Origin of the sequence: Lysobacter enzymogenes (assembly GCF_017355525.1) — a bacterium.
Taxonomy (GTDB): domain Bacteria; phylum Pseudomonadota; class Gammaproteobacteria; order Xanthomonadales; family Xanthomonadaceae; genus Lysobacter; species Lysobacter enzymogenes_C.
In genome coordinates, this window is the sequence record NZ_CP067395.1 from 4365195 (window position 1) to 4384244 (window position 19050).

A 19050-nucleotide genomic window follows, 5' to 3' on the forward strand; every position below is an offset into this window, starting at 1 on the left:
CCGTTAAGCGTGCGCATCCGTGTTTGGTTGAGGCCACGCTTGCCCGAAGCCGCATCCCGGCGGCCGTCGCGCCCGGCCGTCGCCGCGTCCGCGCCGGTGCGACGCCAGAGCGTAGAATCCCCGTCATGAAACGACTCGTCCTGATCGATGGTTCCAGCTACCTCTACCGCGCCTTCCACGCGTTGCCGCCGCTGAGCAACGACGACGGCGAGCCCACCGGCGCGCTGTTCGGCGTGGTCAACATGCTGCGCGCGACCTTGAACGAACGGCCGGACTATGTGGCCTTCGTGGTCGACGCGCCCGGCAAGACCTTCCGCGACGACCTCGACCCGAACTACAAGGCCAACCGCCCGCCGATGCCCGACGACCTGCGCGCGCAGGTGCTGCCGATGTGCGAGATCGTCGAGGCGCTCGGCATTCCGATCCTGCGCATCGACGGGGTCGAGGCCGACGACGTGATCGGCACCCTGGCGCGGCGCGCCAACGCCGAGAACATCGACGTCACCATTTCCACCGGCGACAAGGATTTCGCCCAGCTGGTGCTGGCCGCCGCGCCGGACCAGGCCGGCATCGTGCTGGTCAACACCATGAGCGGCAGCCGCATGGATTCGGACGAGGCGGTGATGGCCAAGTTCGGCGTGCGCGCCGATCAGGTCATCGACCTGCTGTCGCTGATGGGCGACAGCGTCGACAACATCCCCGGCGTGGAGAAGTGCGGCCCCAAGACCGCGGCCAAGTGGCTCGGCGAGTACGGCACGCTCGACGGGGTGATCGAACACGCCGCGCAGATCAAGGGCAAGATCGGCGACAACCTGCGCGCCGCGCTGCCGCGGCTGCCGTTGAACCGCCAGCTGGCGACGATCAAGACCGACGTCGAGCTCGACCGCGGCCCGGCCGAACTGGCCCTGCGCGAGCGCGATGCCGACGCCCTGCGCGGCCTGTACGCACGCTACGGCTTCAAGCAGGCGCTGCGCGAGCTGGAAGGCGCGTCCACCGCCAACGACCTCGCCAGCGACCGCGCCGGCCTGCGCGCCACCGCCGCCGGCCACGCCCGCAGCGGCGGCGCGGCCGAGACTCCGGACGCGGCGCTCGCGGCCAAGGGCGAGTACGAAGCCGTCGTCGCCCAGCCGCAGCTCGATGCGCTGATCGCGTCGTTGCAGGCGGTCGACGAGTTCGCCTTCGACAGCGAAACCGATTCGCTCGACCCGATGCAGGCCAACCTGGTCGGCCTGAGCTTCGCCAGCGAAACCGGCCGCGCGGTCTACATCCCGCTCGGCCACGACTATCCCGGCGCGCCGGCCCAGCTCGACCGCGACGCGGTGCTGGCGGCGCTGCGTCCGGTGTTCGCCGACCCGGCCCGGCGCAAGCTCGGCCAGCACGGCAAGTACGACCTGCACGTGCTGCGCCGCCACGGCGTCGAAGTGGCCGGCTACGCCGACGACACCATGCTGGAGAGCTTCGTCTACAACGCCACCGCCAGCCGCCACGACATGGATTCGCTGGCCAAGCGCTATCTGGGCTACGACACGATCAAATACGCGGACGTGGCCGGCAAGGGCGCCAAGCAGATCCCGTTCTCGCAGGTCGCCATCGACGACGCGACGAAATACGCGGCCGAAGACGCCGACGTGACCCTGCGCCTGCACCGCGTGCTCAGTGCGCGGCTGGCGGCCGAACCGACCCTGGAAACGGTCTACCGCGAGATCGAGATGCCGCTGGTGCCGGTGCTGGCGCGGGTCGAAGCCAACGGCGTGATGATCGACGGCGACGAGCTGCGCCGGCAATCGCAGGACCTCGGCAAGCGCATGCTCGAAGCGCAGTTGAAGGCGACCGAGCTGGCCGGCCGCACCTTCAACCTGGATTCGCCTAAGCAGTTGCAAGCGCTGCTGTTCGACGAGCTCAAGCTGCCGGTGCTGGTGAAGACGCCGACCGGCCAGCCCAGCACCAACGAAGAAGCGCTGGAGGCGATCGCCGACCAGCACGAACTGCCGCGGGTGATCCTGGAATACCGCGGCCTCGCCAAGCTGCGCAGCACCTACACCGACAAGCTGTCGGAGATGGTCAACCCGCACACCGGGCGCGTGCACACCAGCTACCACCAGGCCGGCGCCGCGACCGGGCGGCTGGCGTCGAGCGATCCGAACCTGCAGAACATCCCGATCCGCACCGACGACGGCCGCCGCATCCGCCGCGCGTTCGTGGCGCCGCCGGGACGCCGGCTGGTGGCCTGCGACTACTCGCAGATCGAACTGCGGATCATGGCCCACCTGTCGCAGGACGAAGGCCTGGTGCGCGCGTTCGAATCCGGTGCCGACGTGCACCGCGCGACCGCGGCGGAAGTGTTCGGCAAGAAATCGCTCGACGAGGTCAGCGGCAATGAGCGCCGCGCGGCCAAGGCGATCAACTTCGGCCTGATGTACGGCATGAGCGCGTTCGGCCTGGCGCGCCAGCTCGGCATCGGCCGCGGCGAGGCGCAGGACTACATCGCCCTGTACTTCAGCCGCTACCCCGGCGTGCGCGACTTCATGGAACGCACCCGCCAGGACGCGCGCGACAAGGGCTATGTCGAGACCGTGTTCGGCCGCCGCCTGTACCTGGACAACATCAAGGCCTCCAACCAGGGCCTGCGCGCCGGCGCCGAACGCGCGGCGATCAACGCGCCGATGCAGGGCACCGCGGCCGACATCATCAAGCGCGCGATGATCGACATCGACGCTTGGCTGGCCGATCATCGCGAGCGCGCGCTGATGATCCTGCAGGTGCACGACGAACTGGTGTTCGAAGTCGAGGAAGGCTTCGTGCCGGAGCTGCTGGCGCAGGCCTCACGGCGGATGGCGGCGGCGGCCTCGCTGCGCGTGCCGCTGGTCGTCGACAGCGGGGTCGGTATTAATTGGGACGAAGCGCATTGATTATCTGGAAGCCCTTGATTTTGCTGGGCTTGGTTTAATGAATCGGTCCTGAATCCAACAATTTATTAACTCGGATCTTCACGAACTATCCATGTGCCGGATGGTCATATAGGTCGCGACAGATGCAACGTCTGTCGCCGATCTCTCCCTCCCCTGGAGTGATCCCCCGGAGCGAACGCCCCCTCCCCAGGGCACGCTCCACCAGCCCCGCCGGCCCCCCCTGCCCGCGGGGCTTTTTATTTTCCGGCGCAAAAGCCGCTGCGTTCGCGCAGCGGCTTTTGTTTTGCGCGGCGAGCGGTTTCGCCGCCGCGCCCGGAGATATTCGCAGTCGCAGATAACAACGCGATTAAACGAAACCGCTCACACGGCAAATGCGATGGGTTTTGCGCGCCGGTTGGAAAAGTTTAGAAATTCCAATGGCTCCCTGTAGGAGCGGCGCGAGCCGCGACGGCGGAGTAGCCGGTCGCGTCGTAGTTGCGGTGTCGCGGTCGCGGCTTGCGCCGCTCCTACAGAAGCTCAGCCGGCTTCGCCGAGCCAGTCGCGCGGCGTCAGGTACTGCGCCAGCTTCGCTTCGTCGCTGTCGGCCTCGGGCTGGAAGCCGTACTCCCAGCGAACCAGCGGCGGCAGGCTCATCAGGATCGACTCAGTGCGCCCGCCCGACTGCAGACCGAACAAGGTGCCGCGGTCGAACACCAGGTTGAACTCGACGTAGCGCCCGCGCCGGTACAGCTGGAACTGGCGCTCGCGCTCGCCGTAGGGCGTGTCGCGGCGCCGCTCGACCAGCGGCAGGTAGGCGTCGAGGAAGCCGTCGCCGACCGCGCGCATATAGCCGAAGTCGCGTTCGAAGTCGCCGTGCAGGTCGTCGAAGAACAGGCCGCCGACGCCGCGGGTTTCGTTGCGGTGCTTGAGGAAGAAGTATTGGTCGCACCAGCGCTTGTGCGCCTGGTAGCGCTCCTCGCCGCCGAACGGTTCGCACAGCGCGCGCGCGGTGCCGTGCCAGTGGCGCACGTCCTCGTCGAAGGGATAGAACGGGGTCAGGTCGAAGCCGCCGCCGAACCACCAGGCCACGGTCTCGCCGTCGCGCATGGCGCGGAAGTGGCGGACGTTGGCGTGGGTGGTCGGCAGGTAGGGGTTGTGCGGGTGGAACACCAGCGACACCCCGACCGCGCGCCACGAGGCGCCGGCCAGTTCTGGCCGCGCTGCGCTCGCCGACGGCGGCAGGGTGCTGCCGGAGACGTCGGAGAAGCCGATGCCGGCCTGCTCGAACACGTGGCCGCCGCGCAGGATGCGGGTGCGCCCGCCGCCGCCTTCGGCGCGCTGCCAGACGTCCTCGACGAAGCGGGCGCCGCCGTCGGCGGTTTCGATGGCGGCGCACAGGCGGTCCTGCAGGCCGGAGAGGTAGTCGCGGACGCGGTCGAAGTCGTTCATGCCGCGCATTCTAGCGGCGGCGGTCGCGGGCGGGATTTGATCCGGATCAAGCCGGGCGGCGCGGCCCGCGGCCGCGATGGCCCCGCCACGCAGCAGCGGGGGCGGCGCCGATCATAGCGCCGCGCCGGTGCGGCGAACGCCGCGGCGCCCGTCGGGACGCCGCGGCCCGGACTCACTTCTTCAAGGTGCGCTCGAACAGCTCATAGATGCGCCGGTACTCGTCGTACCACGCATCCGGATGCACGAAGCCATGCCGCTCCAGCGGATACGGCGCGATCTCCCACTTGTCCTTGCGCAGCTCGATGAGCTTCTGGGTCATCATCACCGAGTCCTTGAAGAACACGTTGTCGTCGATCATGCCGTGGGCGATCAACAGATTGTCCTTGAGCCCGGACGCGTATTCGATCGGCGAGGACTTCTTGTACGCCTCCGGATCCAGCTCGGGGGTGTTGAGGATGTTCGAGGTGTACTCGTGGTTGTACTGCGACCAGTCAGAGACCGGGCGCAGCGCGGCGCCGGCCTTGAACTTGCCCGGCGCGCGGTACAGCGCCATGAAGGTCATGAAGCCGCCGTAGGAGCCGCCGTAGATGCCGGCGCGGTCGCCGTCGCCCTGCTTGTTGGCGACCAGCCAGTCCAGGCCGTCCAGGTAATCCTCGAGTTCCGGATGGCCCATCTGCCGGTAGATCGCGGTGCGCCAGTCGCGGCCGTAGCCTTGCGAGGCGCGGTAGTCGAGATCGAGCACGACATAGCCCTGCTGCACCAGCAGGTTGTGGAACATCTGTTCGCGGAAGTAGTTCGGGTAGCGCTCGCTGACGTTCTGCAGGAAGCCGGCGCCGTGCACGAACATCACGATCGGGTACTTCTTGCCGGGCTCGTAGTTCTTCGGGCCGTAGAACTTGCCCCAGACCGTGCCGGCGCCGTGCTTGGACGGGACCTGCACGTATTCGGGCTGGATCCACTCGCGGGCCTTGAAGCCGTCCTTGCGGGTGTCGGTGAGCTTGACCGTGTTCTCTCCATTCGCATCGACCACCGCGAGCTGCGGCGGCAGATAGCTCTGCGAATAGCGCGCCAGCACTTTGCGGCCGTCGGGCGAGAGCGCGAAGCTCTCCACGCCGTCGAGCGCGGTCACTTCGCGCACCGCGCCGCCGTTGCGGTCGACCGCGCAGACTTCGTAGTCGCCCGGCCACTTGCGGTTGCACAGGAAGAAGAAGGTCTTGCCGTCGGCGCCGAGCTGCGGGTCGGAGACTTCCCACTTGCCCGAGGTGATCTGCTTCGGCGCGCCGCCGTCGCTGACATAGAGCTGCGAGTAGCCGCTCTGCTCCGACAGCAGCCACAGGCCGCCGTCCGGCAGCCAGCCGAAGTCGTTGTAGTCCCAGCCGATCCAGGCCTTGTCGGTGAGGCGGTGGCGCACGTCGAGCGCGGCGCGGGCCAGGTCGACCGAGGCGATCCAGCGGTCCTTGTTGTCGTTGGCGCGGATCAGCACGCCGGCGTGGCGGCCGTCGTCGCTCCAGCGCACCGCGGCGTTGCGGCCGTCGCCGTCGGTTTCGATGCGCACCGGGCGCTCGCCCTTGAGCGCGTCCTTCTTGGCCGCCTTGCGCATCGCCGCGAGCGGGTCGTCGCCGATGCCGGGCAGCTTGTCGAACTTGAGCTCGCTGGCCTTGCCCGCGGCCACGTCGACCAGCCACAGCTTCTGCGGCAGCGGTTCGTTGCGGCCGACCCGGGTGCGCACTTCCTCGAATTCTTCGTAACCCGATTCGGTCACGTACTTGGGCATCTTGCCGGCGGTGCCGGCGTCGCCCTTCTTGTCCTGGGTGACCGCGAGCAGGTAGCGGCCGTCGGGCGACAGCGCGGTGTCGACGATCTCGACGTCGCCGCCGAGATAGACCGCGCGCGGCGCGCGGCTCGGGTCGCTCTTGCGCCAGGCTTCGTCCTGCTCGCGCGAGGCCTCGCGCTGGGCGCGGTCGTTGCGCAGGGTGTCGATGGTGGCGAGCTGGTAGTCGCGCAGCGCGTCGGCCTTCGGCGCCTTGGCCGGGTCGTTCTGCGCCAGCACCTGCGCGGCCTGGCTCACGCCTTGGCCGGCGCGCCACTGGAACCACTGGTTGTCGACGCGGAACACCAGGTTGCCGTCGCGCGAGAACTGCGGGCGCGCTTCGGTCTCGTTGCTGCGGGTGACCTGGGTCAGCGCGCCGGAGCGCAGGTCGCGCACGAACACGTCGCCGTTGCGGATGAAGGCCATGCGCGAACGCTGCGCGTCGTAGACCGGGTTGGCCGCGTCGAGGTCGTTGCGCGCCGCGCCGTCCAGGCGTTGCGGCGCGCCGCCGGCGACGCCGGTCTGCCAAGTGTCGCGGATGCTCGCGCCGTCGCGCTTGAGCTGGTACTGCACGCGCTGGCCGTCCCACGACCACCAGGCGCGTTCGACCGGCGGGCCGATCCAGTCCGGGTCGGCCATGGTGTCGGCCAGGGTCAGCGGCGCGGCGGTTTGGGCGAAGGCGGCGCTGGCGAGCAGGGCCAGCGGCAGGGCGGCGAGTCGGGCGTAGGCGGGTCGCATCGAGCGGGCTCTTGGGACAAAGACGGGGCAGGGTAGCAGCCGGCGGCGGGGCGGCGGGCCGGTCGTTGGTCATGGGCGGCGCTGTGGATTCGGAGGATTTGCGCGGGCGGCGAGAGGGGGTTTGCCGGATCGGGGGTTTCGGTCGGGGGAGCGGGCCATGGCGGTTTCGAACGAAAGCGCGGGGGCGAGGATCTTTCGTTGGGGCGGTGCTGCGGCTGTCGTCTCATCCGGACCGTCGTCTGATCCAGACCGCATTCGTATCCAGGCCGTCGTTCCGCTCGGGTCGTCATCCTGTCCAGACGGCCGTTCCGTTCAGACCGTCTCCCCTCCAGACCCTAGTCCCTCCAGACCGTCGTTCCTTCCAGAACGTCATCCCCGCGAAAGCGGGGATCCAGGGCTTCATCGCGACATGGCTCTGAAGTCTCTGGATCCCCGCTTTCGCGGGGATGACGTTCTGGAGGGATGACGGTCGTGGAGAGGCGGCACGGCTCGTTCGATCGTGGATTCGCGGGCAGCCGGCGATGCGCTTGATCCGTCGCCGAGTGCATCGACTGCGATCCGCCCTGCCGCGCACTCTGCCCGTCAGCGCCGGACTTCGCGCAAACCCGCCACCGCCCGCTCCGATACGCATCGACCCGCGAGCCCGCGCCTCCACCCCGCGATGCCGCCGTTTGTCGCAGCGCGCGCACGCAGCGCACGCGCTGCCGCGCCGCGAGCGCCCGCTCTCGCACTCCTTCGCTCGCGCCCAAGCGCTTGATCCGCCGCGCCGCCGCGCCCGCGCCAGCCGCCGAATGTCGCAGCCTGCGCACCCCGACCACGCCGCGCTCACCGGCTTTGCGGTTTAAGTGGTCCCACGACTGCGACGCGCGCGGCCCATGCTGCGGCGCAAAAATGAACCCGCCGGCGTACACCGCGCCGTGGAGGCACATCGCGTGGACGCCCTGCTGTTGTCGCGAATCCAGTTCGGCTTCGTCATCTCGTTCCATATCCTGTTCCCGGCCTTCACCATCGGCCTGGCCAGCTGGCTGGCCTTCGTCGAATGGCGCTGGCTGCGCACCCGCGACACCTTGTGGCGCGATCTGTATTTCTTCTGGACCAAGGTCTTCGCCGTGTCGTTCGGTATGGGCGTGGTGTCCGGCATCGTCATGAGCTTCCAGTTCGGCACCAACTGGGCGGTGCTGAGCGAACAGGCCGGCAACATCCTCGGGCCGCTGCTGTCGTACGAGGTGCTGACCGCGTTCTTCCTCGAAGCGACCTTCCTCGGCGCGATGCTGTTCGGCTGGAACCGGGTCAGCGAGCGCATGCATTTCTTCGCCACGTGCATGGTCGCGTTGGGAACCTTGATCTCGACGTTCTGGATCATCTCCGCGAACAGCTGGATGCAGACGCCGACCGGCCACCGCATCGTCGACGGCGTGTTCGTGCCGCAGGATTGGTGGGCGATCATATTCAACCCCTCGTTCCCGTACCGGCTGGCGCATATGGTGCTGGCCGCGTTCATCACCACCTGCTTCGTGATCGGCGGCACCGGCGCGTCGTACCTGCTGCGCGGGATCCATGTCGAGGCCGGCAAGCGCATGCTCAAGGCGGCGGTGCTGTTCGCCGCGATCACGGTGCCGGCGCAGGTGTTCGTCGGCGACCTGCACGGGCTCAACGCGCGCGAGCACCAGCCGATCAAGGTCGCGGCGATGGAGGCGCATTGGGAATCCAACCCGCCCGGCGAGGGCGTGCCGCTGATCCTGTTCGCGGTGCCGAACGAGAAGGCCGAGCGCAACGATCTGGAAATCGCCATTCCCAAGCTCGGCAGCCTGATCCTGACCCACACCCTCGACGGCGACATCCAGCCGCTGAAGTCGGTGCCGGCCAGCGAGCGGCCGCCGGTGAAGCCGGTGTTCTACGCGTTCCGGGTCATGGTCGCGCTCGGCATGGCGATGCTGGCGCTGGTCGCGGTGTCGCTGTGGCTGCTGTGGCGCAAGCGCCTGTTCGAATCGCGCGCGGCGCTGTGGGGCTGGCGGGTGCTGACGATGAGCGGGTTCGTGGCAATCCTGGCCGGCTGGTACGTGGTCGAGATCGGCCGCCAGCCTTACGTGATCTACGGCCTGCTGCGCACCGCCGATGCGGTCAGCCCGATCGAGGCGGCGAGCGTGATGACCTCGCTGATCGTGTTCGCGGTCGTTTACCTCACCGTGTTCGGCGCGGGCTTCCGCTATCTGGTCAAGCTGATCCGCAAGGGCCCGCACCCGCACGAACCGCCGCCGCGCAGCGCGCACGGCGACAAGACCCCGGCGCGGCCGCTGTCGCTGCCGGACGATTCCACCGAGGCCGGCGCGTGAGCGCGGCCCCGCGATGCGCGCGCCCGCGCGCGGCCGGCGCGTGAGCGCCGCGGACGAGAGAGACGGAGAGCGACGATGGACTATTGGCTGCCGGTGATCTGGTTCGGCGTGATCGGCTTCGGTGTGTTGATGTACGTGCTGCTGGACGGCTTCGTGCTCGGCCTGGGCATCCTGGCGCCGTTCGCCGAGGACGAGCAGCAGCTCGACCACATGATGAATACCGCCGCGCCCATTTGGGACGGCAACGAAACCTGGCTGGTGCTCGGCGGCGTCGGCCTGCTGACCGCGTTTCCGAAGGCGTATGCGCTGGTGCTGTCGGCGCTGTACCTGCCGGTGCTGCTGATGCTGATCGCGCTGGTGTTCCGCGGCGTGGCGTTCGAATTCCGCTTCAAGGCGCGGCGCGCCAAGCCGGCGTGGGGTGTGGCGTTCTCGCTGGGTTCGCTGTTCTGCGCGTTCGCCCAGGGCGTGATCCTCGGCGCGATCGTCGAAGGCATGCCGATGCAGGAAGGCAAGTACGTCGGCGGCGTGTTCGACTGGTTCAGCCCGTTCTCGATGCTGACCGGCGCGGCGGTGGTGTTCGGTTACGCACTGCTAGGGTCGACGTGGTTGATCCTGAAGACCGACGGGCGCTTGCAGTACGTCGCGCGCACCTTGGCGCGGCCGCTGGTGTTGGTGGTGGCGGTGTTCATCGGCCTGGTCAGCGCATGGCTGCCGTTCCTCGACTCGCGGATCATGGCGCGCTGGTTCGAGGGCGGGAATTTCTACTGGTTGTTCCCGGTGCCGCTGCTGGTCGTCGCCAACGCCTGGGCGCTGTGGCGGGCGGTGCGGCGCGGCGACCGCGACGGCGCGCCGTTCCTGTACTCGCTGGGCTTCTTCGTGCTCGGCTTCGTCGGCCTGGTGCTGGGCATCTGGCCGAACATCGTGCCGGGGCTGAGCCTGTGGGACGCGGCGGCGGCGCGCTCCTCGCAGATGTTCGTGCTCGGCGGCATGGCGATCCTGTTGCCGGCGATCCTGGGCTACACCTACTGGTCGTACCGGGTGTTCCGCGGCAAGGTCGCGGCCGACGCGGGCTATCACTGAGGCGTCGTCGTCGCGGCCGGCGCGCGCTCGCCGGCCGCGTCCGCACCGGCGCCGCGCGCGCCACGGGCATGGGTCGTATCGGCCGCTCGAACTTCGGCGCCACTCGAAGTGGGGATAACGCTTTCGGCCGAAAGCATTCCGTTCCCGCCGCCGCGCGGCCGTCGCGATATCGCTGCGCGTGTTTTTCATGCCGCACGGGCACTGCATCGCACTGAGGTCGCGCGGCCGCCGTCGCGCCGTGCCGGCGATTCGCCGCCGCGGCGCGCTCTCGCGCATCCGCATTTTGATTTGAACATCGTCCGAATCGCGACGTAACGCAACCGGCATCACCGTTCCGACGGCGTCCGCGCCGCTGCCGCGGCTTACGCGCAGCCCCCGGCGCGCAATGGTTGCCGAGGACGCGGGCGTTTGATCGTCGCCCGCGTCCGGATGAGCCAACGCCGCACGCTGATCGACGCGGCTTCGCCGAAGGCGGCCATCGGTCCGGTATCCGGCGCGCCACCCTTTGCGGTGGCGGTCGCCGCGACGTTGCCGCCTTGGCCCAGCCGCAGTGCGGACCTCCCTACTCGAACCGTTCTCAAGGAATCGCATTCAATGTCACTCATGCTCAAGCAATCCGCCCGGGTCGCGACGCTCGCCAGCGGACTCGCCTTCGTACTCGCCGGCAACGCGTTCGCGGCGGACCTGGAATCGGCGGCCGGCGACCAGCCCGCGGGCGATCCGAACCGGGTCTGGATCCGCTTCCAGCCAGGCGCCAAGTCGAGCATTCAGTCGCTGGTGCGCGACAAGCTCGACGCGCTGCGCGCGTCGCTGAAGTCGAGCCAGGGCGCGCGCGCGGCCGGCCTGGCCAGCGGCACCACCCACTTCGAGTTCGACAATCTCAACTCGATCGTGATGACCCTGCCGCCGCAGGTGATCGAGGCGCTGCGCAAGAACAAGAACCTGGTGATCGAGCAGGATCCGCTGCGCTATCCGGCGAGCGAGATGATGCCCTGGGGCGTGCCCGCCGTGCAGGGGCCCGATGCGGTGGCGGTCGGCGCCGACGGCAGCGGGGTCAAGGTGTGCGTGATCGACTCGGGGATCCTGGCCACGCATGAGGACTTCGCCGGCATCGCGATGAGCGGCACCGCGAGCAACGGCAAGTCCTGGAACACGGACAACTGCGGCCACGGCACCCATGTCGCCGGCACCATCGCCGCGGTCGGCAACAACAGCGCGGGCGTGGTCGGGGTGAGCCCGGGCAAGGTCTCGCTGCACATCGTCAAGTACTTCGACGGCCCCAGCTGCGCCGGCGGCGCTTACGCCTCGGGTCTGGTATCGGCGGCCCAGGCCTGCGCCGCGGCCGGCGCCAAGGTCATCAACATGAGCCTGAAGAGCGGCCTCGGCAACTCCGGCGAACGCGATGCGTTCGCCAAGCTGGTCGCGTCCGGCGTGTTGCCGGTGGCCGCGGCGGGCAACGACAGCAGCACCAGCAAGTCCTATCCGGCCTCGTACCCGAGCGTGCTGTCGGTCGGCGCGATCGATCGCGGCAAGAACTGGGCGTCGTTCTCCAACTACAACAGCGAGGTCGACGTGGCCGCGCCCGGCGTGGACATCACCAGCACCTACCCGATGAAGGGCACGCCGCTGACGGTCGGCGCCGGCAGCTACGCCACGCTGGCGATGGCGGGTACGGCGACGGCGACGGTGAGCGGCGCGCTGGTCGACGGCGGCACCTGCGACAGCCGCGGCAGCTGGAGCAAGAAGATCGTGTTGTGCACCCGCGGCGGGACCGCCACCAGCGCGGAAAAGGCCGGCAACGCGCGCGCCGGCGGAGCCGTGGGCGTCGTGCTTGTCGACACCGCTCCAGGGTTCGCGCCGAAGGCCGGCACGTTGACGGGTTCGTTGAACATCAGCGGCGTCGCGGTCAGCCAGGACACCGGAGCCGCGCTGCGCGGCCTGGTCGGTCAGACCGCCGTGCTCAATCCCACCATGGTCTACGGCGCCAACGACGCCTATGCCAACATGCAAGGTACCTCGATGGCGAGCCCGCACGTGGCCGGCGTGGCGGCGCTGCTGTTCTCGGCCAAGCCGTCGGCGACCGTGCAGCAAGTGCGCGATGCGATCACCTCCACCGCGTTGGATCTGGAGACGCCGGGGCGCGACGACAAGACCGGCGCCGGCATGGTGCGCGCGTTCGAGGCCTTGGATAAGTTGCTCGGAAACAAGTAAGCCGACGCTGCGGTCGGTCCGGCATCCGGCCCGCGCACGGGCCGGATGCGCGGATCGCCGGCGCGACGCGGTGCGCGGTCCGCGTTCCTTCGTCGCCGCCGCGCCGGTCGCGCGGCGGTGAGCGAATCGCGCTGGCGCGGGTCGCGCCCGGTCCGCAGCGCAGTCGCGGCAGGCATCGTGCGGATGGTCGCCGCTCTGCGGCCGGAGCGCGGGCTTCGCCCGCCGCGGGCGGATCCGCATCGGCCTCGGTTCTCCATTCAGCTTCGGCCGGACGGCGCCCCTCGCGCCTGTCGTCGAACGGCGACGCGGCGCCGGCGCGCAGCGCATCCCCTCCGCGGGATCCGGCGCCGGGCGGGTCTACGACCCGGCGCAGCCTCCCGGCCGCTGCGGGGGCTTGCCGCCGCGCGTCCCGCTCCACCCCCACGACGCACCGGAAGTTCGCGCGGCGCGAGCGGAAAGGTATGCTGTACAGCACATCTGCATCGCAGAAAAAACAGTCTCCCCCGGCTGTATCGCCCGCCCCATGCAAGCCTACGTCTACAAAAGCCTCCGCAAGGCAGACACCTATCTGTTCCTGAGCGTGCGCGACGATTTCGCGCGCCTGCCCGATCCGTTGCGCCAGCAGCTGGATCCGCTGCAATTCGTGCTCGAAGTCGAGCTGACCCCGGAACGCAAGCTGGCCCGCGCCGACGCCGCGACGGTGCGAGAGAACCTGGCCGAACGCGGTTTCCACATTCAGTTTCCGCCGGTGCCCGGCGCGGAACTCGCGAAACCTGCGGAGGCCGCGCAGCCCGATGCCTGACGCTCCCACCTCGCGCGCCCTGTCCCGGGGCTTCGCCATCGCCCTGGCCGCCGGCCTGGCGCTGGCGTTGGCGACCGGCTTCGGCGGCACGCCTGCGGGGGCGGCGGTCGCGCTGCTCGGCGGCGCCCTGGCCCAACCGGCGTTCGCCCTGGCCGCGCGGCTGTGGCGCCGGCGCGACGAGCGCCCCGCCTGGAAACCCGAACTGCTGAACCTGGCGGCGCTGTGGGGCGGCGCCACCGCCGCGACCGCGGCGCTGGCGGCGTGGCCGCTGAGTTCGTTGCTGCAATCGGGCTCGCTGCTGGCGGCGCTCGGGCTGAGCGTGGTCGCCGGCCTGCTGCTGCTGGGGCTGTGGCGGCTGTGGCCGCTGTGGACCGGAACCGAGCGCGACGGCGCGCCGCTGCCGCCGCAATGGGCGCGCCTGCCCGACCTCGATCTGGGCGCCTGGCGCGGCCTCGGCGTGGCCGGCATCGTCGCCGCGCTGGTCGCGACCGCCGTGTTGCTGGCGTGGCCGGGCCTGCTCTCGGGCGGCGCGCGCTGGACCCTGGCGGCGGCCTTCGCCCTGGCCTCGCCGGCGCTGCACCTGCTGCTGCAATCGATCCGCCCGGCCGATCCGCTGCCGGGCCTGGAATTCGACCCCGAACTGGACACCGTCCAGGCCGCCGACGAACTGCTCGACGGCGACGCCAACGAGCTCAGCGACGCCGAGCTGGCGCAGGCGCTGTACCTGGCCGCGCGCGCCGGCAAGGTCGAGCGCGCGATCGAGCTGATCGAGCTCGGCGCCGACGTCAACGCCGCGCCGCCGGCCGAGGACGAGCGCGACCGCCGCAGCCTGGCGGTGCTGGCCGCGGTGTTGCCGGACCTGCGCCTGCTGCGCGCGCTGATCGCGCGCGGCGCCGACCTCAACGCCGCCCACGCCGGCATGACCCCGCTGCTGGCGGCGACCCGCGACAGCTGGCACGGCCGTCCCGACGCGGTCATGACCTTGCTGGCCAACGGCGCCGACCCGCGCCTGGCCGATCACGAAGGCAACACCCCGCTGCACCACGCTGCGCGCAGCTCCGACCCCGGCGTGGCCGCGCTGCTGCGCGACGCCCAGGCCGAACTGGAGACGCTGAACCACGACGGCCTCAGCCCGCTCGGCGTGGCCTGCGCCGGCGGCAACTGGCGGCTGGCCAAGTTCCTGCTCGAACGCGGCGCCAAGACCGAGCACGCCGGCGGCTCGCCGGCGCTGCTGGCCGCGGCCGGCGGCGACGAGGACGATCCGGCCGGCGTGCAGCTGCTGCTCAAGCACAAGGCGCGGATCGACGCGCGCGACGGCCAGCGCCGCAGCGCCCTGCACACCGCCGCGTTCGCCGGCCACCTCGACATCGTCACCACCCTGCTCGCCGCCGGCGCCGACGCCGCGGCGATCGACGGCCAGCGGCGCACGCCGGTGCTCGACGCCGCCCGCGGCGGCCGCGCGGCGGTGCTCGAACGCCTGCTCGAACATCTGCCGCAAGGCGGCGCCGAACAGGCCAAGGCGCTCGACGCCGACGGCGCCAGCGCGCTGATCCTGGCCTGCCAGGCCGACACCGCCTCGCCGCCGCTGGTGCTGCGCCTGCTCGAACTGGGCCTGGACCCGGAGCTGCGCGACCGCCACGGCAAGCGCGCGGTCGACCGCGCCGCCGAAGCCGGGCGCTGGTCGCTGGTGGCCGCGCTCGACCGCGCCTATCCGCTGCCGGCCGCGGTCAGCGGCGAAGGCGACAGCGACGCGCCCGACGGCGAACGCGTGATCGTCGACCGCATGCCGGCCGCGCTGCTGCGCGACGGCCTGCGCGAGGGCCGTTCGGCCGAGCTGACTGGTTTGGCCAAGCTGTTGAGCCCGGCCGAGCTCGGCGCGCAACTGCACGAAGAAGACGGCCAGGCGCCGACCGCCGAACGCATCGACTGGCTGCTGGGGCAGGGCGCCGACGCCAATGTGCGCAACGCCGCCGGCGACACCGTGCTGTTCGCCCTGCTCGACCGCGCGCCGGCCTCGTTGCCGGCGCTGCACGCGCTGCTGCGCCGCGGCGTGTCGCCGGCCGGCCGCGGCGGCCTGGGCCGGTTCCTGGCCACCTGTTCGGCCGGCGAACAGGCCGGCCGCGGGCTGGAGCAGTTCGCGCTGGACCTGATCGAACGCGGCGCCGACGCGTTCGCGCGCACCCCGGCCGGCGATCCGCCGCTGGCGATCGCGGTGCGGATGGGCTGGGCGCGGCTGCTCGAACGCCTGCTCGCCGCCGGCGTCGACCTCAACGCGCGCGACAGCCACGGCATGAGCGCGCTGCATCTGGCCGCCGCGCTCGGCCGCGAAAACATGCTCAAGCGGCTGGTCGCGCACGGCGCGGCCCCCGATCTGCTCGCCGCCGACGGCCAGACCCCGCTCGGCGTGGCCCTGGCCTCGGGCCGGCGCGACCTCGCCGACTGGCTGGACTGGCGCGGCTGGCCGCTGCCCAAGCGTCCTTTGCTCGCCGCCGACGTGCCGGCCGCGGCCATCGTCGGCGACGCCGACGCGGTGCGCCGCCTGCTCGACCTGGGCCTGTCGGTCGACGCGCTCGACAGCCAGGGCTGCACCGCGCTGCTGCGCGCCGCCGGCGGCGGCCACCGCGCCGTGGTCGACCTGCTGCTGGCGCGCGGCGCCGATCCGCAGCGCGCGGCCAACTCCGGCGCCACGCCGCTGTCGGCCGCGGTCAGCATGCGCCACGCCGACATCGTCGACCGCCTGGTCGCCGCCGGCGCCTCGCTGGAACAGCGCCTGCCGGGCGATCTGACCGTGCTGATGGTGGCCTGCGCCTTGGGCCTCACCGACCTGGCCGCGCGCCTGCTCGCCGCCGGCGCCGACGTCCAGGCGCGCGACGCGCAAGGGCGCATGGCCCTGCATTGCGCGGCGATGTACGGCTTCACCGCGCGCGACCGCAGCCGCCTGGTGGCCTTGTTCGACACCTTGCTGCTGGCCGGCGTCGACGCCGACCAATCGGCCGCCGGCGCCACCCCGCTGCTGCTGTTGCTCGGCGCGCGCGCCGAACCGGGCACCGCCGCCGACGAAGACGTGCTGATCGCCGGCCTGGAACTGCTGCTCGACCACGAGGCCTCGCTGGAGGTGCAGGACCCGCGCGGCTTCGGCCCGCTGCATCTGGCTTCGCTGCACGGCCTGTTGCGCGTGGTCCAGCGCCTGCTGCGCCACGGCGCCAACCCCGACCAGCGCGACGCGCTGAACCGCACCCCGCGCGAGATCGCGGTGATGCGCGGCTTCGTCGACATCGCCGCCGAGTTCGCCCCGGCGGCGACGGCGGGCACCGGCAACAACGGCGGCGTGTCGATGGCGCGGTTCCTGCGCGGCGGGCCGGGGAACTGAGGTTGTCCGGCGGCTGATCGGAAGGCGTCGGGCTTGAAAGCCCTCCCACAACGGCGGATGCGTTTTGCCGGAACGTCATGCCCGCGAAGGCAGGCATCCAGGGCTTTATCCAGGCATAACGCTGAAGTCTCTGGATCCCCGCCTTCGCGGGGATGACGATCTGGAACAGGAGCGGCGAAACCCACCTGCCGTCGTGCCCGCGAACGCGGGCATCCAGGGCTTTATCCAGGCATAACGCTGAAGTCTCTGGATCCCCGCCTTCGCGGGGATGACGATCTGGAGCAGGAGCGGCGAAACCCACCTGCCGTCGTGCCCGCGAAGGCGGGCTTTCAGGGCTTTATCGAAGCGGGACGCTGAAGTCTCTGGACCCCCGCCTTCGCGGGGATGACGACCTGGAACAGACGCCGCGAAACCCAGCTACCGTCATGCCCGCGAATGCGGGCATCCAGGGCTTCATCGAGGCATGACTGCGAAGTCTCCGGACCCACGTTCGCGGACAGCATCGAAACCGAACGCGCACGGTTCAATGCCGCGTCGAACTCTCGCTCGCCACCGTCGTCGCCTGCTTGTCGACCATCCCGCCGAGCACGCCTTCGCCGCGGTCGGCTTCGAACAGTTCTTCCAATTCCTTGCGCGCGTCGCGCGCGCTCTGCATCAGCGCGTCTTCGTCGTCGTGGACCAGGTATTGCGCGTTGAGCATGCGCTCGTCGAGTTCGCGGAAACGCTCGACATGGTCGCGCGCGGTCGCCGGCGCCACGCCCAGTTCGACCAGCACGTCCTCGCCGAGCTTGAGGCTGGAATGGAAGGTCTCGCGCATCGGCTCGGCGCCCAGGTCCATCAGGTCCCAGGAATGGCGGCGGTCGCGCGAACGCGCGAACACCTTGGCCTTCGGATACAGCCGGCGCACCGTGCGCACGGTGCGGATGCAGGCGTCGCGGTCGTCGATCGCGATCACGAACACCTTGACCTGCGCCGCGCCGGCCGAACGCAGCAACTCCGGCCGCGCCGGGTCGCCGTAATAGACCATGTTGCCGAAGCGGCGCATGAAGTCGACCTGCTCGGCGCTGTTCTCGATCGCGATGAACGGCGTGCGGTGCGCGACCAGCAGGCGCGCGACGATCTGGCCGAAGCGGCCCATGCCGGCCAGCAGCACCTGCGGGTGATGATCGTCGGTGATCTCGTCGTACGGGCGCTTGGGCTTGGGCGCGGGCTTGGCGTCGAGCACGCGCTGCGCGGCGATCATCAGCAGCGGCGTCAGCGCCATCGACACGCCGACCGCGGCGATCAGGCGGTCGCGGGTCGGGTCGTCGAGCAGCCGCGCCTTGAACGCTTCGTTGAACACCACGAACGCGAATTCGCCGCCGAGCGCCATCACCGTCGACAGCTGGAACGCGCCGCGCTTGTCCAGGCCGCCGGCGCTGACGCCGACCGCGAACAGCAGGACGAACTTCACCGACAGCAGGGTCAGCACGATCGCGCCGATGGTCAGCGGCTCGTTCATGACCCGCTGCAGGTCGATGCTCATGCCCACGGCCATGAAGAACAGGCCGAGCAGCAAGCCCTTGAACGGCTCGATCTGCGATTCGAGCTCGTGGCGGAATTCCGAATCGGCCAGCAGCACGCCGGCCAGGAACGCGCCCAGGCCGGCCGACAGGCCCGCGGTCTGCAGGATCCACGCCGAACCCAGCACGGTCAGCAGCGCCGCGCCGGTGAACACCTCCGGCATCTGGGTGCGCGCGACCACGCGGAACACCTGGCGCAGCAGCACCCGGCCGCCGAACACCACCGCGGCGATCGCGCCGACCGCCTTGGCCACCGAAATCCAGTTCAGGCCGTCCACGCCCGCGGCCTTGCCGAGCAGCGGGATCGCCGCCAGCAGCGGGATCGCGGCGAGGTCCTGGAACAGCAGGATCGCGAACGCGAGCTTGCCGTAATCGCTGGACAGGCCCTTGCGTTCGGACAGCAGCTGCAAGCAGACGGCGGTGGAGGACAGCGCGAGGCCGAGGCCGACCACGGTCGCCGCCTTCCAGCCCAGGCCGCCGCCGAACATCGCCAGCGCGCCGAGCGCGATGCCGCTGAGGATCACCTGCAAACCGCCGGCGCCGAACACCGGCTTGCGCATCACCCGCAAGCGCGAGGGCGACAGTTCCAGGCCGATCACGAACAGCATCATCACCACGCCGATTTCCGACGCGGCCAGGACCGGCTCGGCATCGGCGATCACCTTGACCCCGTAAGGCCCCAGCACCACGCCCGCGGCCAGATAACCCAGCACCGCGCCCAGCCCGAACTTGCGGAACACCGGCACCGCGATGACCGCGGCCAGCAGGAACAACAACGCAAGCTCTAGACCGCCACCGTGCATGGGC

At 70.4% G+C, this 19050-nt stretch carries 9 protein-coding genes; 6 read left to right on the top strand and 3 right to left on the bottom strand.

All coding sequences use genetic code 11. From position 1 onward, the window contains the following. The first annotated feature begins 125 nt into the window (after positions 1 to 125). On the top strand, positions 126 to 2909 hold the full coding sequence (gene polA, locus JHW38_RS18430; protein WP_207522769.1) for a DNA polymerase I: 2784 nt from the start codon (positions 126 to 128) through the stop codon (positions 2907 to 2909). Positions 2910 to 3425: 516 nt separating this feature from the next. Here polA and hemF read toward each other — a convergent pair. Both hemF and JHW38_RS18440 read right to left on the bottom strand, forming a co-directional pair. Then, positions 3426 to 4337 (bottom strand): oxygen-dependent coproporphyrinogen oxidase, encoded by a 912-nt coding sequence (gene hemF, locus JHW38_RS18435; RefSeq protein WP_207522770.1) that lies wholly within the window; start codon positions 4335 to 4337, stop codon positions 3426 to 3428. Between the two features lie 172 nt (positions 4338 to 4509). After that, on the bottom strand, positions 4510 to 6885 hold the full coding sequence (locus JHW38_RS18440) for a S9 family peptidase (protein WP_207522771.1): 2376 nt from the start codon (positions 6883 to 6885) through the stop codon (positions 4510 to 4512). 932 nt (positions 6886 to 7817) lie between these two features. Between JHW38_RS18440 and JHW38_RS18445 the strand changes: the two genes are divergently transcribed. The 5 genes from JHW38_RS18445 (at position 7818) to JHW38_RS18465 (ending at position 16681) form a co-directional block, all read left to right on the top strand. Further along, complete coding sequence (locus JHW38_RS18445) at positions 7818 to 9218, top strand: cytochrome ubiquinol oxidase subunit I (protein ID WP_207522772.1); 1401 nt, start codon at positions 7818 to 7820, stop codon at positions 9216 to 9218. A gap of 75 nt (positions 9219 to 9293) precedes the next feature. Beyond that, a complete protein-coding gene (gene cydB, locus JHW38_RS18450) occupies positions 9294 to 10298 on the top strand; it encodes a cytochrome d ubiquinol oxidase subunit II (protein ID WP_207522773.1) in 1005 nt (334 codons plus the stop codon). A gap of 594 nt (positions 10299 to 10892) precedes the next feature. After that, a complete protein-coding gene (locus JHW38_RS25725) occupies positions 10893 to 12509 on the top strand; it encodes a S8 family serine peptidase (RefSeq protein WP_207522774.1) in 1617 nt (538 codons plus the stop codon). A 523-nt stretch (positions 12510 to 13032) separates the two neighbouring features. After that, positions 13033 to 13311: a YcgL domain-containing protein gene (locus JHW38_RS18460; RefSeq protein ID WP_207522775.1), complete on the top strand. Its 279-nt coding sequence runs from the start codon at positions 13033 to 13035 to the stop codon at positions 13309 to 13311. Continuing rightward, positions 13304 to 16681 carry an ankyrin repeat domain-containing protein gene (locus JHW38_RS18465; protein ID WP_207522776.1) on the top strand — a complete coding sequence of 1126 codons (3378 nt, stop codon included), beginning with the start codon at positions 13304 to 13306 and terminating at the stop codon, positions 16679 to 16681. The genes JHW38_RS18460 and JHW38_RS18465 overlap by 8 nt, the downstream gene beginning before the upstream one ends. A gap of 523 nt (positions 16682 to 17204) precedes the next feature. Here the strand turns inward: JHW38_RS18465 and JHW38_RS18470 are convergent. After that, entirely contained in the window at positions 17205 to 19046 is a 1842-nt protein-coding gene (locus JHW38_RS18470) for a monovalent cation:proton antiporter-2 (CPA2) family protein (protein WP_207522777.1), read from the bottom strand. Positions 19047 to 19050 lie beyond the last annotated feature (4 nt).

Excerpts from the sequence above, each read along its gene's own strand:
- JHW38_RS18465 (WP_207522776.1), top strand. The coding sequence starts at position 13,304 with ATGCCTGACGCTCCCACCTCGCGCGCCCTGTCCCGGGGCTTCGCCATC.
- JHW38_RS18460 (WP_207522775.1), top strand. The coding sequence starts at position 13,033 with ATGCAAGCCTACGTCTACAAAAGCCTCCGCAAGGCAGACACCTATCTG.
- polA (WP_207522769.1), top strand. The coding sequence starts at position 126 with ATGAAACGACTCGTCCTGATCGATGGTTCCAGCTACCTCTACCGCGCC.
- JHW38_RS25725 (WP_207522774.1), top strand. The coding sequence starts at position 10,893 with ATGTCACTCATGCTCAAGCAATCCGCCCGGGTCGCGACGCTCGCCAGC.
- hemF (WP_207522770.1), bottom strand. The coding sequence starts at position 4,337 with ATGAACGACTTCGACCGCGTCCGCGACTACCTCTCCGGCCTGCAGGAC.
- JHW38_RS18440 (WP_207522771.1), bottom strand. The coding sequence starts at position 6,885 with ATGCGACCCGCCTACGCCCGACTCGCCGCCCTGCCGCTGGCCCTGCTC.
- cydB (WP_207522773.1), top strand. The coding sequence starts at position 9,294 with ATGGACTATTGGCTGCCGGTGATCTGGTTCGGCGTGATCGGCTTCGGT.
- JHW38_RS18470 (WP_207522777.1), bottom strand. The coding sequence starts at position 19,046 with ATGCACGGTGGCGGTCTAGAGCTTGCGTTGTTGTTCCTGCTGGCCGCG.